Origin of the sequence: Arthrobacter sp. efr-133-R2A-120 (assembly GCF_030209835.1) — a bacterium.
In the GTDB taxonomy this organism is placed as follows: Bacteria; Actinomycetota; Actinomycetes; order Actinomycetales; family Micrococcaceae; genus Arthrobacter.
The window spans coordinates 13,624-39,546 of record NZ_JARVRF010000061.1 but is presented as its reverse complement, the minus strand read 5'-3'; the positions used below and the strand labels follow the sequence as shown (position 1 = coordinate 39,546).

Sequence of the window (25,923 nt, the reverse complement as noted above, 5' to 3'; positions counted from 1 at the left end):
AGCATTTCCATGACCCATCCAGGCGTGCCCGCCGATACCCGTCCCCGCAAGGTCACGATGTACCGGAACGGCTCCGTCTACACGGCCGCCGATCCCTTCGCGACCGCAATGCTGGTTGACGGCGACACTGTCGCCTGGGTTGGTTCGGAGCAGGCAGCTACCTCGATCGCCGATTCTTCGATGGAGGTCATCGATCTCGGGGGGGCCTTGCTGGCGCCCGGTTTCGTGGACTCGCACATGCACCTCACGGAGACCGGAATTGCTTCGGATTCCCTCCAACTGGCCGGGGTCCACTCCGCACGGGAACTGCTCGACGCCGTCGCCCTGGCCGCCAAGGCTCTCGGCACTACCGCCACAGTGCTTGGCCACGGTTGGGACGAGTCCGTGTGGCACGAAAGGACGCTCCCCACGCCCGAGGAGCTCGACCGCGCCGCCGGCGGGCGCAAGGTGTACCTGGCGCGCGTGGATGCGCACTCGGCCCTTGCCTCATCCTCCTTGGCGTCCGCGGCCGGCCTGGATGGCATCGACGGGTACGACGGTTCAGCGCACGTCCTGAGGGCCGCCCACACTGCTGCCCGGCTGGCTGCCAGGCAGTTCCCCGACGCCGAACGCCGCCGATACCAGGAACTGGCCCTCCGCGAGGCCGCCGCCAACGGCTATGTCGCCTTGGCCGAAATGGCGGCACCGCACATTTGCAGTGTCGAAGACCTCCGGATGTCCGTGTCGTGGAACTCCGCATCGTGGAATGAGGGCCTGGCGGGCGTCCCCGGAATCCTTCCCTATTGGGGCGAACTGGCCACCTCGGCCGAGCACGCCTCTGCCATCCTGGTAGGCTTGGGCGTTCCCGTCCTTGGCCTGGCCGGTGATTTGAACATCGACGGTTCCATCGGATCGCGAACGGCCGTGATTAGCGCAGACTACGCCGACGCGCCGGGCCACCGCGGAAGCCTGTACCTCTCCGTCGACGAAGCCGCCGGCCACTTTGCCGCGTGTTCGGCGCTCGGCATCCAGGCAGGCTTCCACGTCATTGGCGACGCGGGACTCAAGACGGCGCTCGATGCCTTGGACCGTGCCGCGTCGGAAGTGGGTGAGCAGAGGGTACGTGCCGCTGCGCACCGGCTCGAACACGTGGAAATGGCGGACGCCGGCGATCTCGCCCGGCTGGCGAAGTATTCGATTACGGTGAGCGCACAGCCCGCCTTCGATGCCGCCTGGGGCGGGCCAGGGAAACTGTATGAGCAGCGCCTGGGGGAGCGAAGCCTGGCCATGAACCCCTTCGCGTCGTATTACTCCAAGGGCGTGCCGGTGTGCTTCGGAAGCGATAGCCCTGTCACCCCGTTGCGCCCCTGGTCCAGCGTGCGGGCATGCTTGGAACACAGCAATCCGGATCAACGCATCTCGGCGCGGGCAGCGTTCCTCGGACACACCCGGGCCGGTTGGCGGGCCAGCAAAGAGCGCAATCCACTCATGGGGCAATTGGTCCCCGGGGCCCCGGCAAGTTTTGCGGTGTGGGAAGTCGAGGAACTGATGGTGCAAGTTGCCGACGACCGCGTCCAGTCCTGGTCCACTGATCCACGCGCACGAACGCCCCTCCTCCCCGCGCTGGACAGCGGCAGCGATCCCGCTTGCCTGCTGACCGTGCGCGAAGGCCAGGAGATCTTCGCGAGTGAAACTTTGCGGTCATAGTTGCAGATCGTTTGCTGGTCCTGAGGGCCCCTGACCTGCGTGTATGAACAAAGCCCCAGCTCAGGCGGCGCTTGACAGGATTTGTGAAGTCCGTAGCATTTAGGGTCAACAGGCTTCCACAGGGAACACCTGGTTGTCTGGCCGCGGTGGGGTCCGCTGCCAAAAACAGTCAACGGACCCGTTTTCCAAGACCGCGGCACTCGTAGTGGGCAGGTCCACGGTGCTGCAGAAAACGGTTCGGCCTCGAGTTCAACACGCGGGCCGGCACTGGACCTGGGCTTGTGGACCTGCCCGCGGCCACGCGCGACTTGTGTGGCGGAAGCCACAAGTGGCCCGGGTGCGTCAAGTTGTCGTCCTATAATGGAGAGTTGCGCCTGAATGCCAGCCACGCTGCTGCTCCGGCCCACTGACCGCTCCATCAAGGAAAGGCCTCTTCTTGCGTGTCCTGACGATCATCCCCACGTACAACGAGCTGGAATCGCTACCCAAGACCCTCGGACGGCTGCGCGCGGCTGTGCCCGCCTCCGACGTCCTGGTTGTCGATGACAACAGCCCTGACGGCACGGGACAGCTCGCCGACAGCATCGCCGCCGAGGACAGCCAGGTCCATGTCCTGCACCGCAAGGGCAAGGAAGGCCTCGGGGCCGCGTATATTGCCGGATTCAAGTGGGGTATGGCCGCAGGTTATGACGTCCTCGTTGAGATGGACGCCGATGGTTCGCACCAGCCAGAGCAACTGCCGTTGCTGCTGGACGCGATCAACGATGGCGCCGACCTCGCCATGGGCTCACGCTGGGTTCCGGGTGGCGGCACGGTGAACTGGCCCCTCTACCGCCAGGCGATTTCACGCACGGGCAGCACCTATGCCCGGCTCATGCTTGGCTTGAAGATCAAAGACATCACCGGCGGCTACCGTGCGTTCCGCCGCAGCACCCTTGAGGCGCTCAAGCTGGACCAAGTCGAATCGGTTGGCTACGGCTTCCAGGTGGACTTGGCATGGCGGGTCGCCAAGCTCGGCCTGAAGATTGTTGAACGCCCCATCACCTTCGTGGAGCGCGAGCTCGGGGCCTCCAAGATGAGCGGCAACATTGTTGTTGAGGCCATGATCAACGTCACCAAGTGGGGGCTGGCCTCCCGTTGGGCCGCGTTGACTGGGAAGAAGACTCCGGTCTCAAAGTAGGCCAAACAGGCAATGGCCGGGTCCGCGCTCTGAAAAGAGTGCGGACCCGGCCATTTCTGCAGCTCGGCGCTATTTGGGATGTGGTTGCCGGATGGGGCGCCGGCGTGTAGCTTAGGCGATGCCAAGCAAGCTTAGTATTACCCGCCACCGCCGGGTCCGCGGTTCAGCAGGAGGTACAGCAGTGGGTATCGGATCATCCATCTTCCTTATTGCCATCGGCGCTATTCTGGCCTTCGCCATCCCCGGAGACGTCGTGTCATTCATCGACCTCCACATGGTCGGCTACATCCTTATGGTCGCTGGCGTCATCGGCCTGATCGTTTCCCTCGTTGTGTTCGGCCCGCGCCGGACCCGTCGAATCACCGAAAGCCGCGCCACTGTAGACCCGGCAACCGGGGAACGAATCGTGACGAGGGACAGCCGCGATAGCGGACTCTAGCAACCGTCGTTGCCGTCGGGACCGTTCTTAGCCGCCATTACCCTTGCCGTTGCCCTTGCGGTGCCCTGGGGCCGGTGCTACGGGAACCGGCGTCGATGGCTCAATGCTCGGTGACGGCGTTGGCGTTGAGGCGCTGGGCGTGGGCGTTGCCGAGACGGACGGGGCCGGGGCGGCGGGAGCAGGCGGCTGGAAGGCGCTCACACCAACGATCACCAGGGCGGTGGTGAGAAGTGCCGCGCCGACAGCCCACGCAAGTCTGCGCGCGCGGCTTACGTGCTTCCCTCGCCATTCGCGCCTGTTTCCTACGGCCGGACCGATCGCGGCGCCATCGCCCGCGTTTTCGCCTGGCGCTGCCGCGGGCTGCACCCGCATCTGGATAGTTGCCTTTGCTGTGCGGGGCGGGCGATCGGGCATACGGGGAAGGCTCTGCGTCGCTCCGTTCGGGGCAACGGGCGTCGCCGCGGGGACGCCGGAACTGAAGGCATCCCGGAGTGCTTGCTCAACCTCCAGTGCGCCGGGACGCGCAGAGGGCTCAGTCGATGTCATGGCGGTCAGGAGGTCAACCCACCGCGTCCCAAGGGCCTGCGGCACACGGGGTGGGCGGTGGAGCCTGGCAACGGCCGACTCCACGCTGGTTCCCGGGTATTCGAGCTTTCCGGTCAGGCATTCGAGGAGCAGGAGTCCGAGGGAGTAGATGTCGCTGGCCGGTCCGAGGGCAGAGCCGGTGGCCTGTTCCGGGCTCAGGTATGCGGCGGTTCCCACCATCGTGCCTGTTGCGGTGAGGCGCGTTCCCTCGATGATGCGGGCGATTCCGAAGTCGGTGAGCTTAGGCCGGATGGGGGATCCTACGGGGGAATCGGCCAGGAGGACATTCGCGGGTTTGATATCGCGGTGGATGATCCCGCGCCCATGGATGTATTCCAGGGCAGACGCCAGATCCGCTCCTATGTGGGCTACGTCCCGGGTGGTCAGCGGTCGGTCCCGCAATCTGGCGTACAGGTCAGGACCGTGAATCAGTTCCATAGTGAGGAATGTCCGGGCATGCTCCGGGTCCCGATGGTCGGTACCGGCGTCGAAGAGAGTCACGAGCGACGGATGGTTGAATGTCGCAAGGAGCCGCATCTCGTTTTCATGCCGGGCGAGCTCGTCCGGCCCGCTGAGCAGGGGAGCAAAGAGCTTTAGCGCCACGTCGCGGCCTAGCCTCTCGTCCTGCGCCCGGTACACCGACGCGGTCGCGCCGCGGCCGATCAGCGTTCCCAGCCTGTACCTACCCGCAACAAGAGCCTCGCTGTCCCCAGTGATAGGGCCATCCGGCACGGTTTCACCTCGCATTCTTTGAACCGACGGAGCCCGTACAGTCTAGGCCCCCTTGCCGGGACGTGGACATTCGTCCCCTCTGCGGTAATCGTCCCGGACGAAGGGAAAGTTACGGTTCGGCCTGGCGGGCCAGGTCGAGGGTTGTCGAAATGACGGCCACGCGCTGCTCCACTGTCTCAGCCAAGCCGCGCCATGGTCCCGGGAACGGTTGTCACGATGTGCTCATCGACTGACCGGTTCACCGTTGCCGAGGAGTCGCAGCTCATCGCGCCGGGGGAGCCCCTCCCAGTCGCCGGGCACAAGGCACACAAAAGCCCCCGTGCTCACTGCTGTCCGAAGACGTTCCTCCGCGCCCAGGCCCTCTACGAATTCGGCGAGGTATCCGGCCACGAACGCGTCGCCGGCGCCCACGGTATCGAGGACGTCGATTGCCATCGCCTCCTGTCTGAAGAGTTGGCCGTCGATGAATGCCAAGGCGCCATCTGCACCCAGCTTGATAACCACTTGGCTCGGACCCATGGCAGCGATGCATCGGGCGGCCTCTTCGGCGTCGCGGGCTGTCCCGATCGCGACTTCGGCCTCCTCAAGGCCCGCGAAAACGATGTCGACATGCGCGATAATCTCGCGGTAGGCGCGTCCGGCGGTCCCGGCGTCCCAGAGCTTGCTGCGGTAATTCAGGTCGAAAGAGACCGGAACGCCGGCTGCTTTGGCCGCGGCGATAGCGTAGTGAAGGGTGGAAGCGGCCTGCGGAGAGAGTGCCGGGGTGATCCCGCTGACATGGAGCAACGCCGCCCCCGCAATCAGCCGTTCGTCGACGTCGTCGGGCGCAATCCGGGAACCCGCACTGCCGGAGCGATAGTACGCAACCTTCTGGGCTGTCGGGGTCCGGCGTTCCTTGATCATCAGGCCGGTGGGCGCGTCGTCGTCCACCGTCACGTGGACGACGACGCCCTCGGCGCGGATCTCCCGCTCCACAAGCTGGCCGAGCGAATCCGCCCCGATCCGGCCGCACCAGACAGCCTGGACACCCAAGCGTTGCAGGCCAATGGCCACGTTCGATTCAGAACCTCCGATGCCAAGGCTCAAGGTGGACGCATGGGCCAGCGGGCCGGCCTTGTCCGAAGCCATGAGCGCCATGGTTTCGCCAAGGGTGACGACGTATGTTCCATGACTCATAGGGATTCACGTGCCTCATCAACGAGCTTGCGGACCCGCCGCGCCCGCGTGGTCAACTCCGGCAGGCTCCCGCCCTTGAAGACATCGCCGAGGAGCGGCCCTCCGAGGCTCACCGCCAATGCGCCTGCGCGAATCCATGCAGGTACGTCTTCGATATTGACGCCGCCTGAGGGGACCACTTGGATGTCAGGGAACGGCCCGCGGACTTGCGATATGTAGCCGGGCCCGACCGTAGAGGCGGGGAAGAGTTTGACGGCGGTGGCGCCCAGCTTCCAACCAGTGTGGAGCTCGGTGGGGGTGAGCCCGCCGGGAAAGACGGGCACGCCGCGTCGAGCGCAGGCGGTGATGACGTCCGGTTCGGTGATGGGCGTGACGATGTATGCGGCGCCCAGGTCGAGCGCCGTTTCGGCTTCGGCAGGAGTGGTCACCGTGCCGACGCCGATTTCCACGGCATCACCGAAGCGGTCCAGCAACAGCGGAAGCTCCTCGAACACCCCCGGCGTGCTCAAGGTCAACTCAATACTGAGCACACCGCCGTCCCGAAGGGCTTCGATGACGGGGCTGTAGTCCTTTGCATGCTTGGCCCGCAGCACTGCCACGACCCTGGTGTCGCGGAGGATGGCGGATGGCGCCGGACGGGAGACGGTGTCCGGGGTTTCGAGATGGAACATGGATGTCCTTCGTGCTGTGGTTGGCTGGCGGGGTCTCCCGACGGCGGCACTTGCCGCCGTCGAGGCCCTTCGGGTGCTACTAGGCGTGCTGCGCTTCGGAGGTCACCGGGACAATCCCGCTTTTGCTGTGGGCGGCGTCCTCGGGGTCCGTGAGGTCGCGGTTCAGGGTTTCCGGTGACATGCGGGTGGCGATGAAGCTGATCAGCATGGTCGCCGACATGTAGATCGCCACAGGAATCCATGAGTTGCTAAACATGCCCAGCAGGGCAGCGCAGATCATGGGAGCGATGCCTCCGCCGATGATGGAAGAGAACTCGCGGCCCAAGGTGACACCCGCGTAACGGTAGCGGCTGCCGAAGATCTCCGGGAAGTAGCTCATGTGCACGCCGACCACGCCCTGGCATGCCAGGACGAAGCCGACCACAATCACCAACACGATGGCTACCGGCGAGCCGGTGGTCAGCAGCAGGAACGCTGGGGCGGGGAACAGGATGAGTGCCCCGGTGATAAGTGAGACGACGCGCCGGCGCCCGATCTTGTCGGACAGGATTCCGAAGGAGACGGCCGCGACGCCGCCGCAGAGCGAACCGATGAGGAGCACGGGGGGAATGAACTTCGGGTCCGTTCCAATCACGGTGATAAGGTACGAGGCCATGAACACCTGGATGGTGTAGGACTGCGTGCTGACTCCGAGGTTCATCAGGATGACGCGCAGGACGTTGGCCTTGCCGTACTTGGCAACTTCCCGCAGGGGTGCCGGGGGTTCCGTGCGGGCCTGCTTGATCTCTTCGAAGACCGGTGATTCGTCCAGCTTGCGCCGGATGACCAGCGCTGCGATGGTCACGAAGATGCTGGAGAGGAAGACGAGCCTCCAACCCCACGTGAGCATGTCGTTGGGTGCCAAGGACTGCGCCGCGATCCACACGAGTGCGCCGAGCGCCGTTCCTGCGGCCGCGCCAACCATGATCAGCGAGGCCAGCTTGCCCCGGGTTCCAGGGGCTGCGGACTCCGTGAGCAGTGTTGCGCCGCCTGATTGTTCAGCACCGGCGCCGAAGCCCTGGGCAGCGCGGCAGAGACACAGCAGCACCGGCGCAAAGAGGCCGATCTGGCCGAAGGTCGGCAGGAGCCCGATCGCCAGCGTCGCCCCGCCCATGAGCAGCAAGGTGACCACCAGGACCCACTTGCGGCCGAGGCGATCACCGAAGTGGGAGAAGAAGATTCCGCCGAGCGGGCGGAACAGGAATCCGACGGCGAAGGTGCTGAAACTTGCCAGCAGCGCTGCGGCGGGCGAAATGTTCGGGAAGAACAACTTGCTGAAGACGAGTGCCGACGCGGTGCCGTAGATGACGAAATCGTAGAGTTCCAGTGTGGTGCCGATGAGCCCGGCGACGGCGGCTTTCCGGACCTTGCTTTGGTCCACCGGCGTGGGCGGGAGGTTTGCTGCTGTGGTCATTTCCATACTCCTTTGAATGGATGTCCGCTGGCCCGTACGTGGGCCGAGTCAGTAGGTGATGAGGACTTTGAGGTTGGTGGGGTCTGTCACGGGGGCGGTAAGTGCGGCCGCCGCGTTGGCGAGGGGATATGTGGCGGTGATGATGGAGCGAAGGTCCGCCACCCCGGAGGAGGCGAGCTGGATCGCCGTCGGGAACGCGTTGGCGTAACGGAACGCGGTCACCAGGTCGATTTCAAAACGTTGGAGGAAACCGAGCGGGATCCCGTCGACCGTGGGGCGGGCTTGGCCGACCACGGTGGCCCGGGCTGCCGGCGCGAGGGTGTAGATGCCGTCGGCCAGCGCGCGGGTGTTGCCTGAGCATTCGATCAGGCGATCCATGTCTTTCAGATCCAAAGCGGTGACCGAGGTGTTGATGGTCCGGGTGGCGCCGAACCGGGCGGCGACAGCGAGGCGATCGTCGTTGACGTCGGTCACGATGATCTCCGACGCGCCGCGGGATGCCGCCACTTGGGCCACGAGCAGCCCGATCGGTCCGGCGCCCGTGATCAGCACCCGGTGCCCGGCTTGGACTTGGGCGCGTTCAACCGCCCAGACGGCGACGGCGAGGGGCTCGATCGCTGCCCCGATCTCGGCCGGGATGTTGGCCGGGAGTTCGTGGAGGGCGGCTTCGGGCACCACCACGTGGCGGGCGAACACCCCGTCCGTGGGCGGGGAACCGAAGCACGTCCCCGTGGGGCACAGGTTGTAGCGTCTGGAGAGGCACGTTGGGCAGTCCCGGCACGGGAGCGCCGGTTCAATCACGACGGCGGTGCCCGCGGCAATGCCGGCTGCTTCACCGCATGCGATGACGACGCCGGCTCCCTCGTGGCCGAGGGCAGTGGGCTGGTGGAGGACATTGGTGCCGTTGCGGCCGTCAGCGAAGTAGTGCATGTCCGAGCCGCAGATTCCGCCGGAGCGCATTTCTACCAGGACATCGTTCGGCCCCAGGGTCTTCAGGGGTTTCTCTTCAATACGGAGATCTCCTGCGCCGTGGAGCACGGCGGCTTCCGTGGCCAGCGGCAGGGAGGATCCGTCAGTGCGGCGGACAGTTTGGGTGGTCATCGGATGCTCCGGGTCTGTGCGGGAAGAAGTGAAGGTGGCTCGGCCGCCGCGTTTGCGGCGGCGAGGGGGCCTTGCCGGTGGATGATGTCGATGAACTCGCCGGTGCGCCGGATGAAGCTTTCACGGGTCGAGAGTTCGTCACCGAGAAGATGGTGCTCGCCGAGCACCTTTGCGGCGAGCTCCCGCCCGGAGCCTGATCCCTTTGCGAGCTCCTGGAGTGTCCCGCGGGCGGGGTCTTGCATCTCCTTGGCATGGTTGCCGGGTTCGAATCCCTGAAGCGGCGCGATGCATGAGAGATACGCGGCGACGGTGAGGGCAAGGTAGTGGGGCATGGCGCCGGCGTCGAGCATTTCCAAGGCGGGAATCGGGATCCGCTGGCGAAGCTTGACGGAGCCGTCGCTGCCTACCTGGCTGGTCCGGTGCCCCAATGCCGAGTTGCGCCACCGCGAGAAAAGTTGCTCCTCGTAGGCCTCGACGTCGACGGCTCCGGGCACAGTGACGCTCGGCAGGTACTCGTCGCGGAGGACCCGGCGGGCGGCGGCTTCGATGTAGTCGATGCCCGTCGCGTCCGGAATGGTGGCTGCACCGGACAGGGCCCCGAGGTACGCGATCAGGGAATGGGTGCCGTTCAAGAGCCTGACCTTGAGCTGCTCATAGGCTGCGACGTCGTCCGTGAAGATCGCGCCTCCGGCCTCCCACGCAGGGCGGCCGGCTATGAAGTTGTCCTCCAGGATCCACATCGTGAAGGGTTCGGCCGGGACGGGGATCTGGTCCGCGTAGCCGAGTTGTTCGGCGACGAGGCCACGGTAGTGGTCCGTCGTGGCGGGCACGATCCGGTCCACCATGGATGACGGGAAGGTGACGTTGGCGTCGATCCATCGCAGCGTCTCGGCGGCCTCGCCGGCCGGGAGCAATGAGGCAAATTCGCGGACGAGCCGTTGGGTGTGGTGCCCGTTGTCCGCGAGGTTGTCGCAACTGAGGACCGTCACTGGTTTGCCGTGGGTTCGTGCCCGCTGCTGAAGCCCGCGGACGATCTGCCCGATCGGGGTGCGGGGCGCAGGGCCGTTGGCGAGATCGTGCTGGACGTCAGGGTCGGCAACGTTCAGCGAGCCCGTTGCCGGACTGTAGGTGTAGCCGTTTTCCGTAACCGTCAGTGACACTATGCGCGTGGTCTCGGCACCGATGACGGCCACGACGCGCTCCGGTTCCCGTGCCGCGACGAAGGCGTCCGTGTGCACGCGCGGGGTCGAGAACTTCGATCCCTCGGGCGAGATTTCCACCACGGTGTAGAGCATGTCCTGGGCGTGCATGGCATCGGTGATGGCTGAGGAACGGCTGGAAATTCCGATGATCCCCCAGTCACCGCCGTGGGCGGCTATGGCGCCTTCCGTGTACACGGCCTGGTGTGCGCGGTGGAAGTTTCCGAAGCCGAGGTGCACGATGCCGGGAGCAGGGGCGACGCTTCGCCGAAGGATTCCGGGCGTTTCCGCGCTCAGCGGCGGCAGGATTGACGTGGCCATGTTTCACCAGTCCTTCATGGAGCCGTCGAGCTCCCGCGCGATGGGCAGGTAAGCCTGCGTGTACGGGAAGCGGGCTGCGGCTGCTTCGTCCACCTGGACGCCCAGGCCGGGCTCGTCACCTGGGTGCAGGTAGCCGTCTTCGAAGCGGAAGCTCGATTGGAAGACTTCCGAGACCAAGGGGTCGTAGCCCATGTACTCCTGGATGGCGAAGTTGCTGGTGGCCAGGCCCAGGTGCAGCGATGCCGAGAGGTTGATGGGGGAGACGTCGGACGGGCCGTGGGGTGCGCCCTTGATCTGGTAGACCTCGGCGAGAGCCAGGATCTTGCGGACGTGGGAGATGCCTCCGGCATGCACGACGGCGGTGCGGATGTAGTCGATGAGCCGTTCAGTGATGAGCAACTCGGTGTCCCAGACGGTGTTGAAGACTTCGCCGATCGCCAGCGGAATGGTGGTCTGCTGGCGCAGCGTGCGCAACAGCCGCTGGTTCTCGGCAGGTGTGGCGTCCTCGAGCCAGAACAGGTCCACGTCTTCCAAAGAGCGGGCCAAGCGGGCGGCTTCGGTGGGGTTGAGCCGGTGGTGGACGTCGTGGAGGAGCTTCAGCTCGGGACCGACGTGCTCACGGACTGCGGAGAGGATCTTCGGGGCGTGGCGCAGGTAGGCAGAGGTGTCCCAGTCTTCTTCGACTGGACCGGCACCGCGTCCGGCCGGTTCATAACTCGCGGCACCCTTGGTGACGCCATAAACCTTGTCGAGGCCGGGGACGCCGGACTGGGCACGGACGGCGCGGAAGCCCTGCTCGCGGCGTTGGTCTATCGAGTCCAGCAACTCCGGAAGGTCCCAGCCGGTGGCGTGCGTGTACGTGAGGATCTTGTCGCGGGCCGCGCCGCCCAGGAGTTGGTAGACCGGAACCCCGAGGGCCTTGCCTTTGATGTCCCAGAGGGCGAGGTCGATGGCGCCGATCGCGGCCATGGTCACCGGCCCGCGGCGCCAGTATGCACCTTTGTAAAAGTATTGCCAGGTGTCTTCGATGCGGTCCGCGTCCCTGCCCAGCAGGGCTGGGGCAAGGTGATCGCGCAGATAGCTCGCGACAGAGAGTTCGCGGCCGTTCAGCGTGGCGTCACCCCAACCGACGATGCCGTCGTCGGTGGTGATCTTGAGGGTGACGAAGTTGCGGCTGGGGCTGGTTACCAGGACGTCGACGTCGACGATTTTTCGGGTCATCGGGAAATCACTACATTCTTCAGCGGCTGGTTTTTGGAAAGGCGGGTGATGTTTTCGGCGATCTCAAGCGCACGGCTGCGGAAGGTCTCTGCAGTGACGCCGGAGGAGTGCGGGGTCATGATGATGTTGTCCAGCCGGCCGAACGGCAGGGTGGAAGGATCGCCGCGGCCGTCAGTGCCCGGGTATTGGTACCAGACATCGATCGCAGCGCCCGCGATCCGCCGGTCTTTCAGGGCTTCATAGAGGGCGGTTTCGTCGACGACCGGTCCGCGGGCAATGTTGACGAGCAACCCGTCCGGGCCGAGATCGTCGAGTTCGGCCGCGCCCACTATGCCGGTGGTTTGCTCCGTTAGCGGGATGCTGACCACCAGAATGTCCGATTCGCTCAGTGCCTCGCCGAGGCGTTCAGTGGTGCCTGCCCACCGCAAGGAGTTGGCGTGTGCGTCGACGCTTCCGCTGCGGGTGATGGCGATGCCTTCGGCGCCGAAGGCCTTGAGGAGCGACCATGCCGCTCCGCCGATGTGCCCGAACCCGAGGAATGTCACCACAGCGCCGCGCAGTGTTTCCGGCTGGCGGATTTCGGAGGAGTAAACGGACGAAGACCAGACACCGCTCCGAAGCGCCGCGTCTTGACCGATCAGGTTGCGACGGAGGGCCACCAAAACCGTGGCGATGTGTTCGGCAATGGAGCTTTCGTGGTGGAAGGTGTTCGCGCACACCGCCCCTGCGGGCAGTGCGGACGCGTCGATACCGTCGTATCCGGCACCGCCCACGTGGACCAGGAGCAAGTTGCCCGCGGCCGAGCCCATGGCTTCGGTGAAACGTGGCCCGACGTAGACGTCGGCATCTTTGAGGTCGGTGAGCACCGCATGCTCGCTCCAGCTGTCGTGCCAGGAGGCAAGGGCGCCCTCGGGGAGCGCGGTTTCGAAAGTGGAGCGGTGGGGCATCAGGTTGGGGTCTGCGATGACGATTCTCATGGTTACTTTCCCTGGAGGGCTTGCTCTGCGGTGCGCGCGGCAAAAGTGGAGCCACGCACGATGAGTTGTGAACTGAGGTGCACGGCTTCAGTTGCTGTCGGCTTTCCGGCCATCTGCTCCAGGAGGAGCTCAAGGCTGAGGGCGCCGCTTCGGTCAATGGGTACGCGGATGGAGGTGAGCCCCGGCTCTGCCGCGGCGGCAATGTCGAGGTCGTCGATGCCGACAACGCTGATGTCCTCCGGGCAGTGGTAACCAAGGGTACGGGCGCCGGCGAGCATGCCGATGGCGACCAGGTCGTTGTAGGCAATAACAGCGGTGGCACCGCTGGCGACCACGGAAGCCGCCGCGGCCAGTCCGCCGTCGACCGTTGCATTCTGGTTCCCCACGGTCACGAGTTCGATGCCCCAGTCGGCGCAGAAGCGGGTGATCGCTGCACGGCGTTGGCCGTTGGCCCACGACGACGCGGGTCCGGGGATATAGGCGAGCTTGCGGTGGCCGAGTGCATAGAGATGCTCGACGGCTTGGCGGATTCCCTCGCCGGCTTCCATGAGCACCCGCGCGGCGTGCTCGGCCTCGCCATTGATGACCACCAGCGGCGCGCTACCGGCGAGATTGTGAATCTGCTCGGAAGGCAGGCGGGGCGAGCAAAGGATGATCCCATCCACGCCCGTCGCGAAGGATTCGAGATGTGCCTGTTCCCGCGAGGAGGACTCGGAGGTGTCGGCGAGGACCATCCGGTGGCGGCCGTGCCATGCCTGGTCCTGGATGGCTTTGATGAGGGCGGCGAAAACCGCATTTGAAATGTCGGGGACGATGACGCCGAACGTCCGGCTGCCCGTCACTCCGGGCACGTCGTATCCCAACTGCTCGGCCGCGGCCATGACCTTCTGCCGCGTTTCGGCTGCCAGCCGGCCGGGGTCTCCGAATGCCCTCGACGCCGTTGCCAGGGAGACCCCCGCCAGCTTTGCGACATCCGTGAGTTTTGCCGACATCTGTCCTCCAGTTGCTTCGTTGAAACCTTGTCCTGCAAGTATGGAAAGACTTGTACAAGTTTGTCAATGGTTTGCACAAGGTTGTTGGGACTGCCGGCTTGCCTGGATCCGTTGAGCGTCGCGTAGCTGCGGAGTAGGGTGGCCCCACCCACCTCGCACCACCAATTGAGGAGCGACCATGTCACATCTCAAACTTCGACTGGCCACCATGACGGCAGTACTCGCGCTAAGCGTGACGAGCGGCGCCGTCACCAACCCTGCCTTTGCCGATCCGCGCCAGACTGAAAAGACGGCCACCGCCACCGGATACGGCGGCGCGGTCAGCACCGTAGACCCAGAAGCATCCGCTGCCGTCATCGAGGTCCTCCGCAAGGGCGGCAACGCAGCCGACGCGGCCGTCGCCGCCGCCGCGACGCTGGGCGTGACCGAACCGTACAGTGCCGGGATCGGTGGTGGCGGCTACTTCGTGTTCTACAACGCGAAGACCGGCAAGATCGGCACCATCGACGGGCGCGAGACCGCGCCGGCGGCGATGCCCCACGACGCGTTCATCGATCCCGCCACGGGGAAGCCGTACAACTTCACGCCCGAGCTAGTTACTAGTGGCGTCTCAGTCGGTGTCCCCGGAACAGCGGCAACCGGGGAGCGCGCCCTGGACCGTTGGGGTACTTTGAGCCTTGGAGATGCCCTCCAGCCGGCAATCAAGGTTGCGACCCGCGGCTTCGTCGTCGACCCAACTTTCCGCCAACAGACTCTCGACAACAAGCTCCGCTTCGCGGCGTTCAGCTCCACCAGCAAGCTGTACCTACCAGGAGGCGACGCACCCGCCGTCGGCAGCGTCTTCCAGAACCACGACCTCGCCGCGACCTACCGGCTCCTCGCGAAGGAGGGCATCAGCGCCTTCTACGAAGGCCCGCTGGCCGCCGAGATCGCGGCAACAGTCCAGGCCCCGCCGAAGACTGCCACCACCACGCTTCCCGTCCCCGTGGGGCACATGACCACAGCCGACCTCGCCGCCTACAAGGCCCTGGACCAGGCGCCCACCCACGTCGACTACCGCGGCCTCGACGTCTACGGCATGGCGCCGTCGAGCAGCGGGGGCACCACCGTGGGCGAGGCGCTCAACATCCTGGACACGGTCAACCTCTCGGAAATGTCCAAACCCGCCGCTCTGCATCACTACCTCGAGGCGAGCGCGCTCGCGTTCGCCGACCGTGGAAAGTACGTTGGGGACCCGGCCTTCGTCGATGTTCCTACGGAAGCGCTCACCGACCCGATCTTCGGCAAGGAACGCGCCTGCCAGATCGACCCGCTGCACGCGGCCACGAAGCCCGTCGCACCGGGGGATGTGACCGGGTACGACGGCGTGTGCCCGGCTTCCGCTGCCGCGCTCGCCGATGAGAAGGACACCGAGAACATCTCGACGACCAACATGACGGTCGCGGACAAATGGGGAAATGTGGTCGAGTACACACTTACCATCGAGCAGACCGGCGGATCGGGAATCGTAGTGCCCGGGCGGGGCTTCTTGCTCAACAACGAGCTGACCGATTTCTCGACCGTCTACAACGCGGCTGATCCGAACCGGATCGAGCCGGGCAAGCGCCCGCGCTCCTCGATGTCCCCGACCATCATCCTCAAGGATGGCAAGCCGTTCCTCGCCCTCGGTTCACCCGGTGGATCGACCATCATCACCACCGTGCTGCAGACGATTCTGAACAGGGTGGACTTGGGCATGAGCATCTCCGATGCGATCGCAGCCCCGCGTGCTTCGCAACGGAACACCGCCAAAGTGACGGCCGAGCCGGACTTCATCACGGCGTATGGGAGTCAATTGACACCGTTTGGCCATCAGTTCACGCCATCGGGTGATGCTTTCACCTCGGCCGCGGAGATCGGTGCGGCAACGGCGATCGAGTTCAGGCCCGGCGGGCTCATGATCGCTGCCGCAGAGCCAGTGCGGCGCGGAGGAGGGTCAGCGATGGTTCTCAAACCGTCGCGATGAGCGATGAATGCGGAATTCCTTCAAGCTGCTGACACCGTGGGTAGCGTCGGAGTAGCTTGTCCCCATGGCTACCGAAGCAACCATCCTCACCGTTGACGGCCCGAACGGTCCTCGCGAAATACGGATCTCCAGTCCTAGCCGGGTCCTTTGGCCGGAGCTCGGCCTGACCAAGCTGGATCTCGCGCGCTATATCGTTGATGTCGGGGAGCCATTCATCTCTGCAAACGGCGACCGGCCGGTCTCGCTGCAGCGCTTTTCGGACAACATCGACGGCGAGCAGTTCTTCTCCAAGAATCCGCCCAAAGGGACACCGGACTTTATCCGATCAGTGAAGGTGGTGTATCCGAGTGCGCGCTCGCATCCCCAATTGGTGCTCGATGAGCCAGCCGCGGCTGTGTGGGCCGTCCAAATGAACACGGTGGTCTTTCACCCATGGCCTTCGCGGGTCGAAAACACGGACAACCCTGACCAGCTGCGGATCGACCTGGACCCGCAGCCCGGAACAGATTTCGACGACGCGATTCCCGCGGCTCTTGCGCTGAAAGGCGTACTCGCGGAGGCCGGATTGACCACCTTCATCAAGACCTCCGGAAACCGTGGGCTCCACGTCTATGCCCCGATCGAGCCTTCGCATGAGTTCTTGGACGTACGGCATGCCGTCATTGCCGCCGCCCGGGAGCTCGAGCGCCGAATGCCGGACAAGGTCACGACGGCCTGGTGGAAGGAAGAACGAGGTGAACGGGTGTTCGTCGATTTTAATCAAGCCAACCGTGACCGGACCATAGCGGGCGCGTACAGTCCGAGGGCGCTCGCTCATGCTTCCGTGTCCTGTCCAATCACGTGGGACGAACTTGAATCTGCGGACCCGAAGAACTTCACCATCCTGACCGTGCCCGGCAGGTTGAAAGCCCTTGGCGATCCGTGGAGTGACATGAATTCCAAAGCAGGGAGGATCGACGTCCTGCTTCAATGGTGGGACCGCGACCTCGGCGCAGGGCTCGGGGAAATGCCGTTCCCGCCTGACTACCCGAAGATGCCGGGCGAACCGCCACGTGTGCAGCCGAGTCGAGCGCGCAGGCACGACTGACTGACAGGCTGGGAATGTGGCCTCGGCAGACAATGAGTGGGAGAATTAGGGCTGGACCAAAACGGCCGGCGGCGCATCTTGCCTGCTGAGACCCAGGTGAGTCCCCCAGTGCGCCGTCGGTCCTGACGTTACCGACCTCTTACGCCGCGCCGGTCCATCTGGGCGCGGTTGCCGCTCGCCGGAGTTCCCTGGCTCGGGTGCGGAATCCGTCTGCGGCCTTCCGCGGTTCGTCACAGGCCTGGGAAACAGCAGCGTGGGGGATTGCGTTCGGAAGAGCGGTCGCGGCAGGTTCACGTACGCCCGCCGCCGGGCAAAGGTCGGTGACCAGTCCCATGCCTGCACACTCCCGCGCTGCGGCGATGCCGGCGGCAACCGCTGGCTTGTCCTCGTATTGGGTCGAAACGGCAATGACCGCTCCATCAGGTGATTTGAGGCGGAACCTGAAAAAGGAGTCCCCGTCAACAAACACTTCGAATATGCCGGCCACTGCTACCTCCACGGTCTGCGGATCCTGCTCCGTAGCTACTTCACTACGAGCGGGACGGAGCATCGCTGCATTCCTCGTCCGCTGCTCTGGTTGAACAACCACCATGAATCGTTGTTCACGTGATATTCAGTCTGTGCTGACTGCGTCGAGGCTAACAAGACCGGGTGAGTAAACCCTGTGTAAAACGTGTGCAACCCCCGGGCGGGTCAGCTGCCACTCGCCCGGTTCATCAGGTGCTCGAGCAGGGCCAGTTCCGGGAATCCGGGGTGCCGGGCGATGCTGGCCCTGAGTTTTGCCCGGAGATGTTCCCCGCTTGGCTCGGTTCCGTTCAGGACTTCGTCGATGATCTCCTGCGCTTGCCCACGCAGGGCAGACAGGCTGGCACTGTCGTCCCCGGGAACCAGAACCGGTTCCGGTTCGACGAGTGGGTCTTCAGATTCCAAAGGTTCCGACATTGCCAGCTCCTGATATTTCATCCCGGCAAGTCCCAGCGGAGTCCGGAATTCGCCCCCCATGCACTCTCGATAGTAATGAGGGTGCCCGGATTGTTCATTGCTTGCGGATCAGAACGATGAAAATGGCAACGAAACGACGATTTGTGACGCGGACACGATGGCGGATGGCTGGGCCCTCTTCATGGGGGCGCCAGCCATCCTGCGTGGCTAGGAGAACCTGCCGGGACGGAAGGTGGAGAGCATGGGGTGCTTGATTCCCGTGAGGATTTCACCCGCCAACAGTTCGCCGACGATGAGTCCGAGCGTGGCTCCGGAGTGCGTGAAGGCGACATAGCAGTCCGGCACTTGATCGAGTTCGCCGAGCACGGGCTCACAGTCGCCCGGAATGGGCTTGTAGCCGATCTTCCACGACGCCGGCTTGAGCTCGGGATTGCCGGCGATGAGTTTGGATGCCTCGTCGGCGAGTTCCTGGACGATGCCATCAGGGATGCTGAAGGAACCGTCCTCGTGCTCGGTGATGTGCTCTTCGTACCAGTCGTGGTCCAGTGCGAAGGTGTTCCCAGGGTTGGGCCGGATGGCGGCGCGGGGGGTGTTCATGACGGCTTTCACCTCATGATCCACGGCTTTGGTCAGCACGAGCATGGAGACGGGGGAACCGTTGGGGATGTCGACGCCGAGCGGCGCGACGACGGCAGGGGTAGCGGCACCGCAAGCCACCAGGACGGCGTCGGCTGGGTAGGTTTCGCCGGCGACGGTCTCCACGCCGGTGGCGCGGCCGCCGTCGACCGTGACGGAAGCCTTGCCGGCGTTGAGGACAAGCCGGCCACCGCGGGCATGGAATTCTTCCATGAGGAATTCGATCAGGTCCGGAAGGCTGACCCAGCCTTCCCCCGGGTTGAAAATGGCGCAATCCGGCACCGCGCTTGCATTGATTCCGGGGGTGGCGGATTCAATCTCCTCAGGCTTCAGCAGCTTGGAGTCATAACCCACGGATTTCTCGTAAGCGTGGCGTGCTTCCGTCACGGCGTGCTGTCCAGCAGCGTTCCACATGAGGCCGCCGCCGAATTGCAGCCATTCACGCCTTGGATCCGCGGCGAACATTGTGCGGTAGCGGTCGACGCCGGCGAGGCGCAGACGGTGGTAGGGGGTGGAGCGTTCTCCCGCGGAGTTCAACCACGAGAGCGAGCGGCCGCTAGCCTCGCTGGCGAGGCCGCTTTCGGTGAGCAGGGCAACTGACGCGCCTTCGCGGAGCAGGTGCACCGCTGTGGAGACTCCGAGGATGCCGCCGCCGATGACGACGACATGTTTCGTAGAGGGCGTGGAGGACATAGCTCTCCCTTTCGTTTGGGTTTGGTTGTCTGGCCGCGCGGAACCGCGGCAAATCTGAAAGGCCGCCTACGCGACGGCGTGGATTCTTTCGATGACTTTGAGGGTTTCAAGTGATTCCGCGGGGTCCACGGGCAATGGCCTGTCCCCGCGAATGGCTGCCGCAAGTTCGGCATAGAACCGGGGGTAGGCGCCGGTTTCGGCAGGTACGGGCTCATGGTCTCCATCGGTCCCCAGAACGCCCCATGTAGCTACGGGGTCAACGCCATAGGCCGGATCCGACGGCGGCAGGCCGGCTGCGAGGGCCTCCTCCTGGCTGTCCAGTCCCCACTTGGTGTAGCCGGCGTTCGAACCCAGGACATGGAACCGCGGCCCTACTTGGGCAGCCATGCCGTTCATCCACAACCTGGATCGCACGCCTGAGGTGTGGAGCAGCGACACGAAGGCCTCGGTATCGGCGCCCGCCGGGTGCTGTCCGTGATTTGCGGTCTCGCCGTAGCAACCTTCAACGGGACCGAATAACTGGATGGCCTGGTCGATCAAGTGGGCACCGAGGTCATGGAGGATGCCGCCGCCCTCGCTCAAGGACGCGCTGTCACGCCAATTGCCGAAGCCTTCCGGGCGCCACCACTCGAATCGCGATTCAAAGCTCCGGACCTCGCCAAGGCCGCCTTCCCGCAAGACCTTCTGGAGGGTGAGGAAATCGGCGTCCCACCGGCGGTTCTGGAAAACCGTCAGCTGCACGCCGCCGTGGGACGCCCTGGCGATGAGCTCTTCACCGTGAGCCGCTGTTGTGGCGAAAGGCTTGTCCACCACCACGTGGAGGCCGTGGGCGATCGCGGCTGCCGCCAGGTCGAAGTGGGTGAGCGGGGGAGTGCCGAGGACCACGAGGTCCAGGTCGGGGGCCAGTGCGAACAATGCTTCCGTGGTGGGGACAATCTGCGCGCCGGGATAGAGCCTTGCCGCTTCCGAGGCACGCCGCGGGTCTGCCGTGACGATGACGTCGAGGGAGTAGCCGGGGTCCGCCGCGACCAGCGGCGCATGGAAGACCTTTCCGGAAACCCCGAATCCGACGACGGCCGTCCGGATGGGAGAGGGGGCAGGGTTCGGCATTACAGCACTTCCGAGAGGAATCGTTGGAGCCGTTTGCTGCGGGGGTTGTCGAAGAGCTCGGCAGGGGTGCCTGACTCCACGACTTCACCCTCATCCATGAACACCACTTGGTCGGCGACCTTCCGGGCGAAGCCCATTTCGTGTGTGACGACCAGCATGGTCATGCCGCGCCGTCCCAGGCCGGCCATGAGGTTCAATACGCCTTTGACGAGCTCTGGGTCCAGTGCGCTCGTGGCTTCGTCGAAGAGCATGACCTCGGGTTCCATGGCAAGCGCCCGGGCGATGGCGACGCGTTGTTGCTGGCCGCCGGAGAGATCGCGGGGGCTGTGGTCGGCGCGTTCGGCGAGCCCCACTTCGGCGAGGCTGCGGCGGGCACGTTCCCTGGCTGCGGCCTTGGACATTCCCTTGACGCTCCAAAGTGCCAAGGCCACGTTCTCAAGGGCAGTGTGGTCAGGGAAGAGGTTGAAATGCTGGAACACCATGCCGATGCGGCTGCGCAGGATGTCCGGTTTGACCTTGAGTGTGCTTTCACCGGCAAGGAGGACGTCGCCGCTCTTGGGTTCGTGGAGCCGGTTGACGCCACGGAGCAGGGTCGACTTGCCGGATCCGGAGGGGCCGATGATGCACGTGGTGGTGCCGGGCGCAACGTTCAGGCTGACATTGCGCAGCACCTCGATGTCGCCGTACGCCATGGTCAGGCTTCTCAGCTCCAGGCTGGAACCGTGGAATGTCTGGACACCAGTGGTGGTGTTGTTGGTGCTGGTGCTGGCGCTCATGTGTTGCTCCCGGTGATTAGCGGCGATGCCGCGTCGAGTTCTGTGACTTCCTTCAGGCCGCTGCTCGGCGCGCTGGGCCGACGGCGGCCTGTGCGGAAGCGGCTGTCGAAGTAGTTCACGAGGTGGGTCAGCGGGACGGTGATGATGAGGTAGAAGACACCGGCCATGACCAGCGGCGACAGGTTTCCGGAGAGCACGGCGGCGTCCTGGCCTACCCGGAAGAGCTCGCGCTCGCCGACCAGCAGGCCGAGGAAGTACACCAGCGAGGAGTCCTTGACGATCGCGATGAACTGGTTCACCAGGGCCGGCAATACCCGGCGGACGCCTTGCGGCACCACCACGAGCCGCATCGATTTGGCGTAGCTCATGCCCAGGGCTCGGCACGCCTCGCCTTGGCCTTTGTCGACGCTTTGGATGCCGGCGCGGAAAATCTCACCGATGTAGGCGCTGGCGATCAGGCTCAGCGCGATGATGCCGAGCGGGTAGGGGGAGGGGCCGAAGATCGACTGGCTCAGGCGGGCGAAGCCCTGGCCGATCAGCAAGATGGTGAGGATGGCCGGGAGGCCCCTGAACAGGTCGGTGTAGATGCGGGCAGGGACGCGCAGCCAGGCAGAGGGTGAGATCCCCATGACGGCAACTACCATGCCCAATGCGACGCCGATGATTGTGGCGGAAACCGAAATGATCAGTGTGTTCAGCAGTCCCACAGCGATCAGTTGCGGCAGGACCTCGGCCATTGCGCCGAAATCGAAGAATGTACGTGTGATGGTGCTTAACCAGTCCATGGTTTGCTCTCAGACTTAGGTGGCTGCTGGGCAGGCGGACCGCGAATGGTCCGCCCGCCAACAGGTGATTTACTTGCTAGGCGCGGGGCTGGCGGTCTGCTCAGCCTTGGGCAGGTACTGGGTAGGCATCGGGGAGCCCGGGAACCACTTCTGGTAGAGCTTTTCCCAGGTGCCGTCTTCCATTGCCGCGGCCAGTCCCTTGTTCAAGGCATCCTTGAGGGCGGTCTTGTCCTTGGCCAGTGCGAAGCCGGCCGGTGCGTCAAAAGAGGGAATATCAGCGGCGCTGACCAGCCCGAACTGCTGTTCGTAGGACTTCGCGGCTTCGTAGTCAAGGAAGTGGGCGTCAGCCGAACCGCTGTTCACTGCCGAGATCGCGGAGTTGTTGTCCGGGAAGCGCACCAGGTTTGCAGAGGGGAAGTTTTTCACCGCGTAAGCCTCTTGCAGAGTGCCCTGTACAACGCCGAGCCGCTTGCCGGCGAGTCCGTTGACATCCTTGATCCCGGAGGTTTTGGTCGTAAGGACAGTCAGGTATCCAGCTAGGTAGCCGTTGGAGAAGTCCACGGTCTGCTTACGCTTGTCCGTGATACCGATGGCCGCTACCCCGACGTCGAACTGTCCGTTGGCGACGGCCGGCAGGATCGCCGAGAAGTCTTGTCCGGTAAAGACGACCTTGTCCACACCGGCGCGGTGCGCGACATCCTTGAACAGCTCGACGTCGAATCCCGTGAAGTTTCCAGTGGCGTCCGTGAAGGTGTAGGGCTTGGCATCGCCCAGGCTGGCTACGCGGATGGTGCCGGGTTCGATGAGGCCGTAAGGGTTTCCAGCCGTCGCCGACGAGGCGGGTGTTGATCCGCTGCACCCGCTGAGGGCGAGGAGGGCCGCGACGGCAGCCGCAACGATCACACCCGGGCGGAAGTTCAGTCGTTTAGTCACAGCAAATTTCCAATCATGAGAAGCAGGAAGCGGCCTTAAAGCCTTGCGGATTTCCTCTTGTTGAGTCCGGTCTCAGTGATTAGGATTGAGACCGGACTCACAAGGGGTTGCAAAAAATGTAACCCAAGCCACACTGGCCGTCAAGGCCCCCTTCGGAAGGCATACATGAGCAGCAACGGTTCGAGGCGACGCGAGATTACGGTCGCCGACGTCGCGAAAGCGGCACAGGTGTCCAAGGCGCAGGCTGCACGGGCACTGGGAAATTACGGGGCTGTCAGCGAAGAAGTCCGGGGCCGGGTCCTTGCGGCAGCAGAGGAGCTTTCCTATAGGCCAAACGAGCTGGCCCGCAGCATGAACACGGGGAAATCCAACACGATCGGGGTAGTCGTGGGCGACATTGAGAACCCCCACTTCGGACTCGCAACGAGGGGGATTACGGACACTGCCAAGAAGAGCGGCTACAACGTCATCCTGATCAACACCGATGAGGAATTAGCCGCGGAAGTCGAGGCGGTTCAGGTCCTGCTCGACAAGCGCGTGGACGGACTGATCGTGGCGCCGGCGTCGTCTGTCGAAACAAAACATTTACAGCACGTTCACGAATCCGGGCGGCCCCTGGTGCTCCTGGACCGAAAAGCCGAGGGGCTGGACGTTGAGACCATCGCAGTAAGCATGATCGACATTTCCTACGAGTCCACCCGGTATCTCCTCGAGGCCGGCCACCGCCAGGTCGCTTTTGTCTCCACCCTCAAGACCGACTCTGCGTACCGGGCCGGGATGGTGCTGGATTCCACGCAGATCTCGGAGCGTCTGGAGGGTATGCAGCGCGCCTTCTCGGAAATCGGACTAACGCTCTCGGAGGACCATGTGCGGCTCAACGCCGGCGACGCGGATTCCATCCGGAACATCACCCGCGGACTTCTGCTCATGCCCGAGCCTGTCACCGCCATTGTGGCATCCGACGGCCTTATAGCTCTCAGCGTCGTCGAAGCCATCCAGGAGCTGGGTCTCGCGATCCCCGACGACGTTTCGTTCCTGATGTATGACGATTTTTCCTGGACACGCCTGACCAGCCCCCCGCTGACCGTCATTGCCCAACCTGTGTACGAAATGGGCGTGGCCGCTGCCAGTGCCCTGATTCGGCAAATCGAGGGGCGGAAGCCCGTGGCCAACGGGCCCGAGTTCTCCGCGCGTCTTATCCGGCGGGGTTCGGTCGCAATGCCGCGTACCGCAAGAGTCTAGGTTCGTTCAACAACGGCCGGCGGCGGCCCGCGGCTTCACACTGGCGGCGCCGTCCCGCCGTCGCGCCGTTGCGTTATCAGTCCATGACCAGATCGCGCGCGGCGGCAGCGATGTGGCGTGCGGAAATACCTGCGGCGTTGAGCAAGTCCTTGGGTTCGCCGGAACCCGGCAGTTCCCTTACGGCGAGAAGTGCCATATGGAGTTTGGGAGTGTTGGCACTCGCGAGCGCTTCGAGCACGGCCGAGCCGATGCCCCCTTGGGTGTAGTGGTCTTCTGCGACAACTATCCGGCCATCGGTTTCGAGGCACGTCCGGCGCAGGGTGTCGACGTCGATCGGCTTGATGGAGTAGAGGTCGATGACGCGGGCCTTGATTCCCGACTGGGCCAGTTGCTCGGCGGCTGCGAGGCATTCGTGGAGTGTGACGCCGGCGCCGATGAGCGCCACTTGGTCCTCGGGGCTGGCTCCGTGGACCTTGCTTCCGCCAAGGGGGAACTGTTCGTCCGGCCCGTAAATCACGGGATAGGCACCCCGGGTGGCGCGCAGGTAGGAGATTCCGGGCGTGTCTGCCATGGCGCTCACGAGCTGTGCTGTGGACGGGGCGTCGGACGGATAGAGCACCGTGGAACTGTGCACTGCCCGCATGGCGGCAATGTCTTCCAGCGCCATTTGCGAAGGACCGTCCTGCCCGATTTCAGCGCCGGCATGCGTGCCGACGAGCCGGATGTTCACCTCTGAGACTCCGGCCATACGGATGAAGTCGAATGGCCGCGAAACCAGGAAAGCCGCGAAACTTGACGCGAAGGCCACGTAGCCGCGAACCGAGAGACCGATGGCGGCGGCAACGAGTTGCTGCTCGGCAATGAATACTTCGAAATACCGCTCAGGGGCCACCTCCTTGAAGTCTCCTGCGTGAGTCGAATTTCCCACCTCTCCATCCAGGACCACCACGTCGGGCCGAACGGCAAGAGCGGACACGGCGGCGCCAAAGGCGGCCCTGGTGGCCACTTTGTCGCCGACCTTCCAATCCGGAAGTGTGACCGCAACGTGAGTGTCCGGCGTGATTGCTGGAGCGCCGGACTCCGGAGACAGGGTGGTCACGTGGACGCTGCTTGGTCCGCCAAGGGCTGCTATGGCTTTCTCGGCCATGTCTGCCGGTAGCGCTTTGCCGTGCCAGCCGTTTTGGTCTTCGATCTCAGGAACCCCTTTGCCCTTGATCGTCTTGGCCAGAATGACCGTCGGCTTATCAGGATCGCTCCGGGCCCGGCTCAGCGCGTCGTCGATCTCGGATAGATCATGTCCGTCGATGATGAGGGACCGGGCCCCGAAAGCCTCGACGCGCCGGGCGTAGGCGTCCATATCCCATTGCAGTTCGGTAGGGCCATTCTGGCCTAGCCGGTTGACGTCGACGACGGTGGTGAGGTTGCCGAGCTTGTAGTAGGCCGCCTTGTCCAAGGCCTCCCAAATCGACCCTTCGGCTAGTTCGCTATCTCCGCATAACACCCAGGTATGGAAGGGCAGCTTGTCCAGGTACCGTCCAGCCATGCTTACCCCGACGGCGACCGGCAGCCCTTGTCCCAGCGAGCCGGTAGCGACATCAACCCAAGGCAGCACCGGGGTCGGGTGGCCCTGAAGCCGGGCACCGAACTGACGGTAGGTGTTCAGCAGCTCATCTTCCTCGACCACGCCCACGGCCCGATACATGGAATACAGGAGGGGTGAAGCATGTCCCTTGGAGAAAATGAGGTGGTCGTTGTTCGGCAAGGCCGGATTATCCCAGTCGTAGCGAAGGTGCCTGGTGAGGAGGACCGCCATGAGATCCGCGGCCGACAACGACGACGTCGGATGACCCGAGCCGGCGTTGGTGCTGCACCTGATGGAATCCACACGCAATTGCGTGGCCAGTGCCCGGATGGAATCCGCTTCTCCGGCTTGCATCGGTGCAGGCCGCAATTCTGGACCTTTTGACATCTCAGTTGCCTT

23 protein-coding genes are annotated in these 25,923 nt (G+C 64.4%); 6 read left to right on the top strand and 17 right to left on the bottom strand.

Annotated features, from left to right (window positions below):
• Positions 1-9: 9 nt before the first annotated feature.
• From QRN52_RS21180 to QRN52_RS21170, 3 genes are all read left to right on the top strand, one after another.
• The gene (locus QRN52_RS21180; RefSeq protein ID WP_284755604.1) at positions 10-1,686 is read left to right on the top strand and encodes an amidohydrolase; all 1,677 of its coding nucleotides are present in this window, start codon (positions 10-12) and stop codon (positions 1,684-1,686) included.
• 436 nt (positions 1,687-2,122) lie between these two features.
• Entirely contained in the window at positions 2,123-2,866 is a 744-nt protein-coding gene (locus QRN52_RS21175; protein ID WP_284755602.1) for a polyprenol monophosphomannose synthase, read from the top strand.
• 181 nt (positions 2,867-3,047) lie between these two features.
• Positions 3,048-3,305, top strand: a complete 258-nt coding sequence (locus tag QRN52_RS21170) for a DUF6458 family protein (protein ID WP_284755601.1) — start codon at positions 3,048-3,050, stop codon at positions 3,303-3,305.
• Between the two features lie 27 nt (positions 3,306-3,332).
• Here QRN52_RS21170 and QRN52_RS21165 read toward each other — a convergent pair whose 3' ends face one another.
• The 9 genes from QRN52_RS21165 to QRN52_RS21125 all read right to left on the bottom strand — a co-directional run bounded on the left by QRN52_RS21165 (position 3,333) and on the right by QRN52_RS21125 (position 13,733).
• Positions 3,333-4,622 (bottom strand): serine/threonine-protein kinase, encoded by a 1,290-nt coding sequence (locus QRN52_RS21165; protein ID WP_284755600.1) that lies wholly within the window; start codon positions 4,620-4,622, stop codon positions 3,333-3,335.
• 222 nt (positions 4,623-4,844) lie between these two features.
• Positions 4,845-5,798 carry a sugar kinase gene (locus QRN52_RS21160; RefSeq protein WP_284755599.1) on the bottom strand — a complete coding sequence of 318 codons (954 nt, stop codon included), beginning with the start codon at positions 5,796-5,798 and terminating at the stop codon, positions 4,845-4,847.
• Entirely contained in the window at positions 5,795-6,469 is a 675-nt protein-coding gene (locus tag QRN52_RS21155) for a bifunctional 4-hydroxy-2-oxoglutarate aldolase/2-dehydro-3-deoxy-phosphogluconate aldolase (RefSeq protein ID WP_284755597.1), read from the bottom strand. Before QRN52_RS21155 ends, QRN52_RS21160 begins: the two co-directional genes overlap by 4 nt.
• A gap of 79 nt (positions 6,470-6,548) precedes the next feature.
• A complete protein-coding gene (locus tag QRN52_RS21150; protein WP_284755596.1) occupies positions 6,549-7,922 on the bottom strand; it encodes an MFS transporter in 1,374 nt (457 codons plus the stop codon).
• A gap of 48 nt (positions 7,923-7,970) precedes the next feature.
• The gene (locus QRN52_RS21145; protein ID WP_284755595.1) at positions 7,971-9,023 is read right to left on the bottom strand and encodes an NAD(P)-dependent alcohol dehydrogenase; all 1,053 of its coding nucleotides are present in this window, start codon (positions 9,021-9,023) and stop codon (positions 7,971-7,973) included.
• The gene (locus QRN52_RS21140; protein ID WP_284755593.1) at positions 9,020-10,543 is read right to left on the bottom strand and encodes a mannitol dehydrogenase family protein; all 1,524 of its coding nucleotides are present in this window, start codon (positions 10,541-10,543) and stop codon (positions 9,020-9,022) included. The genes QRN52_RS21145 and QRN52_RS21140 overlap by 4 nt, the downstream gene beginning before the upstream one ends.
• 3 nt (positions 10,544-10,546) lie before the next feature.
• Positions 10,547-11,764, bottom strand: a complete 1,218-nt coding sequence (manD, locus tag QRN52_RS21135; RefSeq protein ID WP_284755591.1) for a D-mannonate dehydratase ManD — start codon at positions 11,762-11,764, stop codon at positions 10,547-10,549.
• Positions 11,761-12,741, bottom strand: coding sequence for a 2-hydroxyacid dehydrogenase (locus tag QRN52_RS21130; protein WP_284755589.1), 981 nt, complete (start codon positions 12,739-12,741; stop codon positions 11,761-11,763). Before QRN52_RS21130 ends, manD begins: the two co-directional genes overlap by 4 nt.
• Before the next feature lie 2 nt (positions 12,742-12,743).
• Positions 12,744-13,733 (bottom strand): LacI family DNA-binding transcriptional regulator, encoded by a 990-nt coding sequence (locus QRN52_RS21125; protein ID WP_284755587.1) that lies wholly within the window; start codon positions 13,731-13,733, stop codon positions 12,744-12,746.
• A 178-nt stretch (positions 13,734-13,911) separates the two neighbouring features.
• Here QRN52_RS21125 and ggt point away from each other — a divergent pair, with 178 nt between their 5' ends.
• The gene (gene ggt / locus QRN52_RS21120) at positions 13,912-15,738 is read left to right on the top strand and encodes a gamma-glutamyltransferase (protein WP_284755586.1); all 1,827 of its coding nucleotides are present in this window, start codon (positions 13,912-13,914) and stop codon (positions 15,736-15,738) included.
• A 64-nt stretch (positions 15,739-15,802) separates the two neighbouring features.
• Positions 15,803-16,825, top strand: coding sequence for a non-homologous end-joining DNA ligase (gene ligD / locus QRN52_RS21115; protein WP_284755584.1), 1,023 nt, complete (start codon positions 15,803-15,805; stop codon positions 16,823-16,825).
• A gap of 139 nt (positions 16,826-16,964) precedes the next feature.
• Here ligD and QRN52_RS21110 read toward each other — a convergent pair whose 3' ends face one another.
• The 7 genes from QRN52_RS21110 to QRN52_RS21080 all read right to left on the bottom strand — a co-directional run bounded on the left by QRN52_RS21110 (position 16,965) and on the right by QRN52_RS21080 (position 22,700).
• Positions 16,965-17,375 (bottom strand): YegP family protein, encoded by a 411-nt coding sequence (locus QRN52_RS21110; protein ID WP_350225172.1) that lies wholly within the window; start codon positions 17,373-17,375, stop codon positions 16,965-16,967.
• Between the two features lie 143 nt (positions 17,376-17,518).
• Complete coding sequence (locus QRN52_RS21105; protein WP_284755583.1) at positions 17,519-17,767, bottom strand: hypothetical protein; 249 nt, start codon at positions 17,765-17,767, stop codon at positions 17,519-17,521.
• A gap of 207 nt (positions 17,768-17,974) precedes the next feature.
• Positions 17,975-19,096: an NAD(P)/FAD-dependent oxidoreductase gene (locus QRN52_RS21100; protein WP_284755581.1), complete on the bottom strand. Its 1,122-nt coding sequence runs from the start codon at positions 19,094-19,096 to the stop codon at positions 17,975-17,977.
• A gap of 66 nt (positions 19,097-19,162) precedes the next feature.
• Positions 19,163-20,206, bottom strand: a complete 1,044-nt coding sequence (locus QRN52_RS21095) for a Gfo/Idh/MocA family protein (RefSeq protein ID WP_284755579.1) — start codon at positions 20,204-20,206, stop codon at positions 19,163-19,165.
• On the bottom strand, positions 20,206-20,982 hold the full coding sequence (locus QRN52_RS21090) for an amino acid ABC transporter ATP-binding protein (protein ID WP_284755578.1): 777 nt from the start codon (positions 20,980-20,982) through the stop codon (positions 20,206-20,208). The genes QRN52_RS21095 and QRN52_RS21090 overlap by 1 nt, the downstream gene beginning before the upstream one ends.
• The gene (locus QRN52_RS21085; RefSeq protein WP_284755576.1) at positions 20,979-21,767 is read right to left on the bottom strand and encodes an amino acid ABC transporter permease; all 789 of its coding nucleotides are present in this window, start codon (positions 21,765-21,767) and stop codon (positions 20,979-20,981) included. Before QRN52_RS21085 ends, QRN52_RS21090 begins: the two co-directional genes overlap by 4 nt.
• 69 nt (positions 21,768-21,836) lie before the next feature.
• On the bottom strand, positions 21,837-22,700 hold the full coding sequence (locus QRN52_RS21080) for an ABC transporter substrate-binding protein (protein WP_284755574.1): 864 nt from the start codon (positions 22,698-22,700) through the stop codon (positions 21,837-21,839).
• A 165-nt stretch (positions 22,701-22,865) separates the two neighbouring features.
• Between QRN52_RS21080 and QRN52_RS21075 the strand changes: the two genes are divergently transcribed.
• On the top strand, positions 22,866-23,942 hold the full coding sequence (locus QRN52_RS21075) for a LacI family DNA-binding transcriptional regulator (RefSeq protein WP_284755572.1): 1,077 nt from the start codon (positions 22,866-22,868) through the stop codon (positions 23,940-23,942).
• A 76-nt stretch (positions 23,943-24,018) separates the two neighbouring features.
• Here QRN52_RS21075 and QRN52_RS21070 read toward each other — a convergent pair whose 3' ends face one another.
• Positions 24,019-25,911, bottom strand: coding sequence for a transketolase (locus QRN52_RS21070; protein ID WP_284755569.1), 1,893 nt, complete (start codon positions 25,909-25,911; stop codon positions 24,019-24,021).
• Positions 25,912-25,923 lie beyond the last annotated feature (12 nt).

Bases quoted from the DNA above. Each gene is read 5' to 3' on its own strand.
- QRN52_RS21090 (WP_284755578.1), bottom strand. From the start codon at position 20,982: ATGAGCGCCAGCACCAGCACCAACAACACCACCACTGGTGTCCAGACA.
- QRN52_RS21095 (WP_284755579.1), bottom strand. From the start codon at position 20,206: ATGCCGAACCCTGCCCCCTCTCCCATCCGGACGGCCGTCGTCGGATTC.
- QRN52_RS21145 (WP_284755595.1), bottom strand. From the start codon at position 9,023: ATGACCACCCAAACTGTCCGCCGCACTGACGGATCCTCCCTGCCGCTG.
- ggt (WP_284755586.1), top strand. From the start codon at position 13,912: ATGTCACATCTCAAACTTCGACTGGCCACCATGACGGCAGTACTCGCG.
- QRN52_RS21130 (WP_284755589.1), bottom strand. From the start codon at position 12,741: ATGAGAATCGTCATCGCAGACCCCAACCTGATGCCCCACCGCTCCACT.
- QRN52_RS21140 (WP_284755593.1), bottom strand. From the start codon at position 10,543: ATGGCCACGTCAATCCTGCCGCCGCTGAGCGCGGAAACGCCCGGAATC.
- manD (WP_284755591.1), bottom strand. From the start codon at position 11,764: ATGACCCGAAAAATCGTCGACGTCGACGTCCTGGTAACCAGCCCCAGC.
- QRN52_RS21125 (WP_284755587.1), bottom strand. From the start codon at position 13,733: ATGTCGGCAAAACTCACGGATGTCGCAAAGCTGGCGGGGGTCTCCCTG.
- QRN52_RS21100 (WP_284755581.1), bottom strand. From the start codon at position 19,096: ATGTCCTCCACGCCCTCTACGAAACATGTCGTCGTCATCGGCGGCGGC.
- QRN52_RS21070 (WP_284755569.1), bottom strand. From the start codon at position 25,911: ATGTCAAAAGGTCCAGAATTGCGGCCTGCACCGATGCAAGCCGGAGAA.
- QRN52_RS21075 (WP_284755572.1), top strand. From the start codon at position 22,866: ATGAGCAGCAACGGTTCGAGGCGACGCGAGATTACGGTCGCCGACGTC.
- QRN52_RS21155 (WP_284755597.1), bottom strand. From the start codon at position 6,469: ATGTTCCATCTCGAAACCCCGGACACCGTCTCCCGTCCGGCGCCATCC.
- QRN52_RS21150 (WP_284755596.1), bottom strand. From the start codon at position 7,922: ATGACCACAGCAGCAAACCTCCCGCCCACGCCGGTGGACCAAAGCAAG.
- QRN52_RS21085 (WP_284755576.1), bottom strand. From the start codon at position 21,767: ATGGACTGGTTAAGCACCATCACACGTACATTCTTCGATTTCGGCGCA.
- ligD (WP_284755584.1), top strand. From the start codon at position 15,803: ATGGCTACCGAAGCAACCATCCTCACCGTTGACGGCCCGAACGGTCCT.
- QRN52_RS21160 (WP_284755599.1), bottom strand. From the start codon at position 5,798: ATGAGTCATGGAACATACGTCGTCACCCTTGGCGAAACCATGGCGCTC.
- QRN52_RS21110 (WP_350225172.1), bottom strand. From the start codon at position 17,375: ATGCTCCGTCCCGCTCGTAGTGAAGTAGCTACGGAGCAGGATCCGCAG.
- QRN52_RS21180 (WP_284755604.1), top strand. From the start codon at position 10: ATGACCCATCCAGGCGTGCCCGCCGATACCCGTCCCCGCAAGGTCACG.
- QRN52_RS21105 (WP_284755583.1), bottom strand. From the start codon at position 17,767: ATGTCGGAACCTTTGGAATCTGAAGACCCACTCGTCGAACCGGAACCG.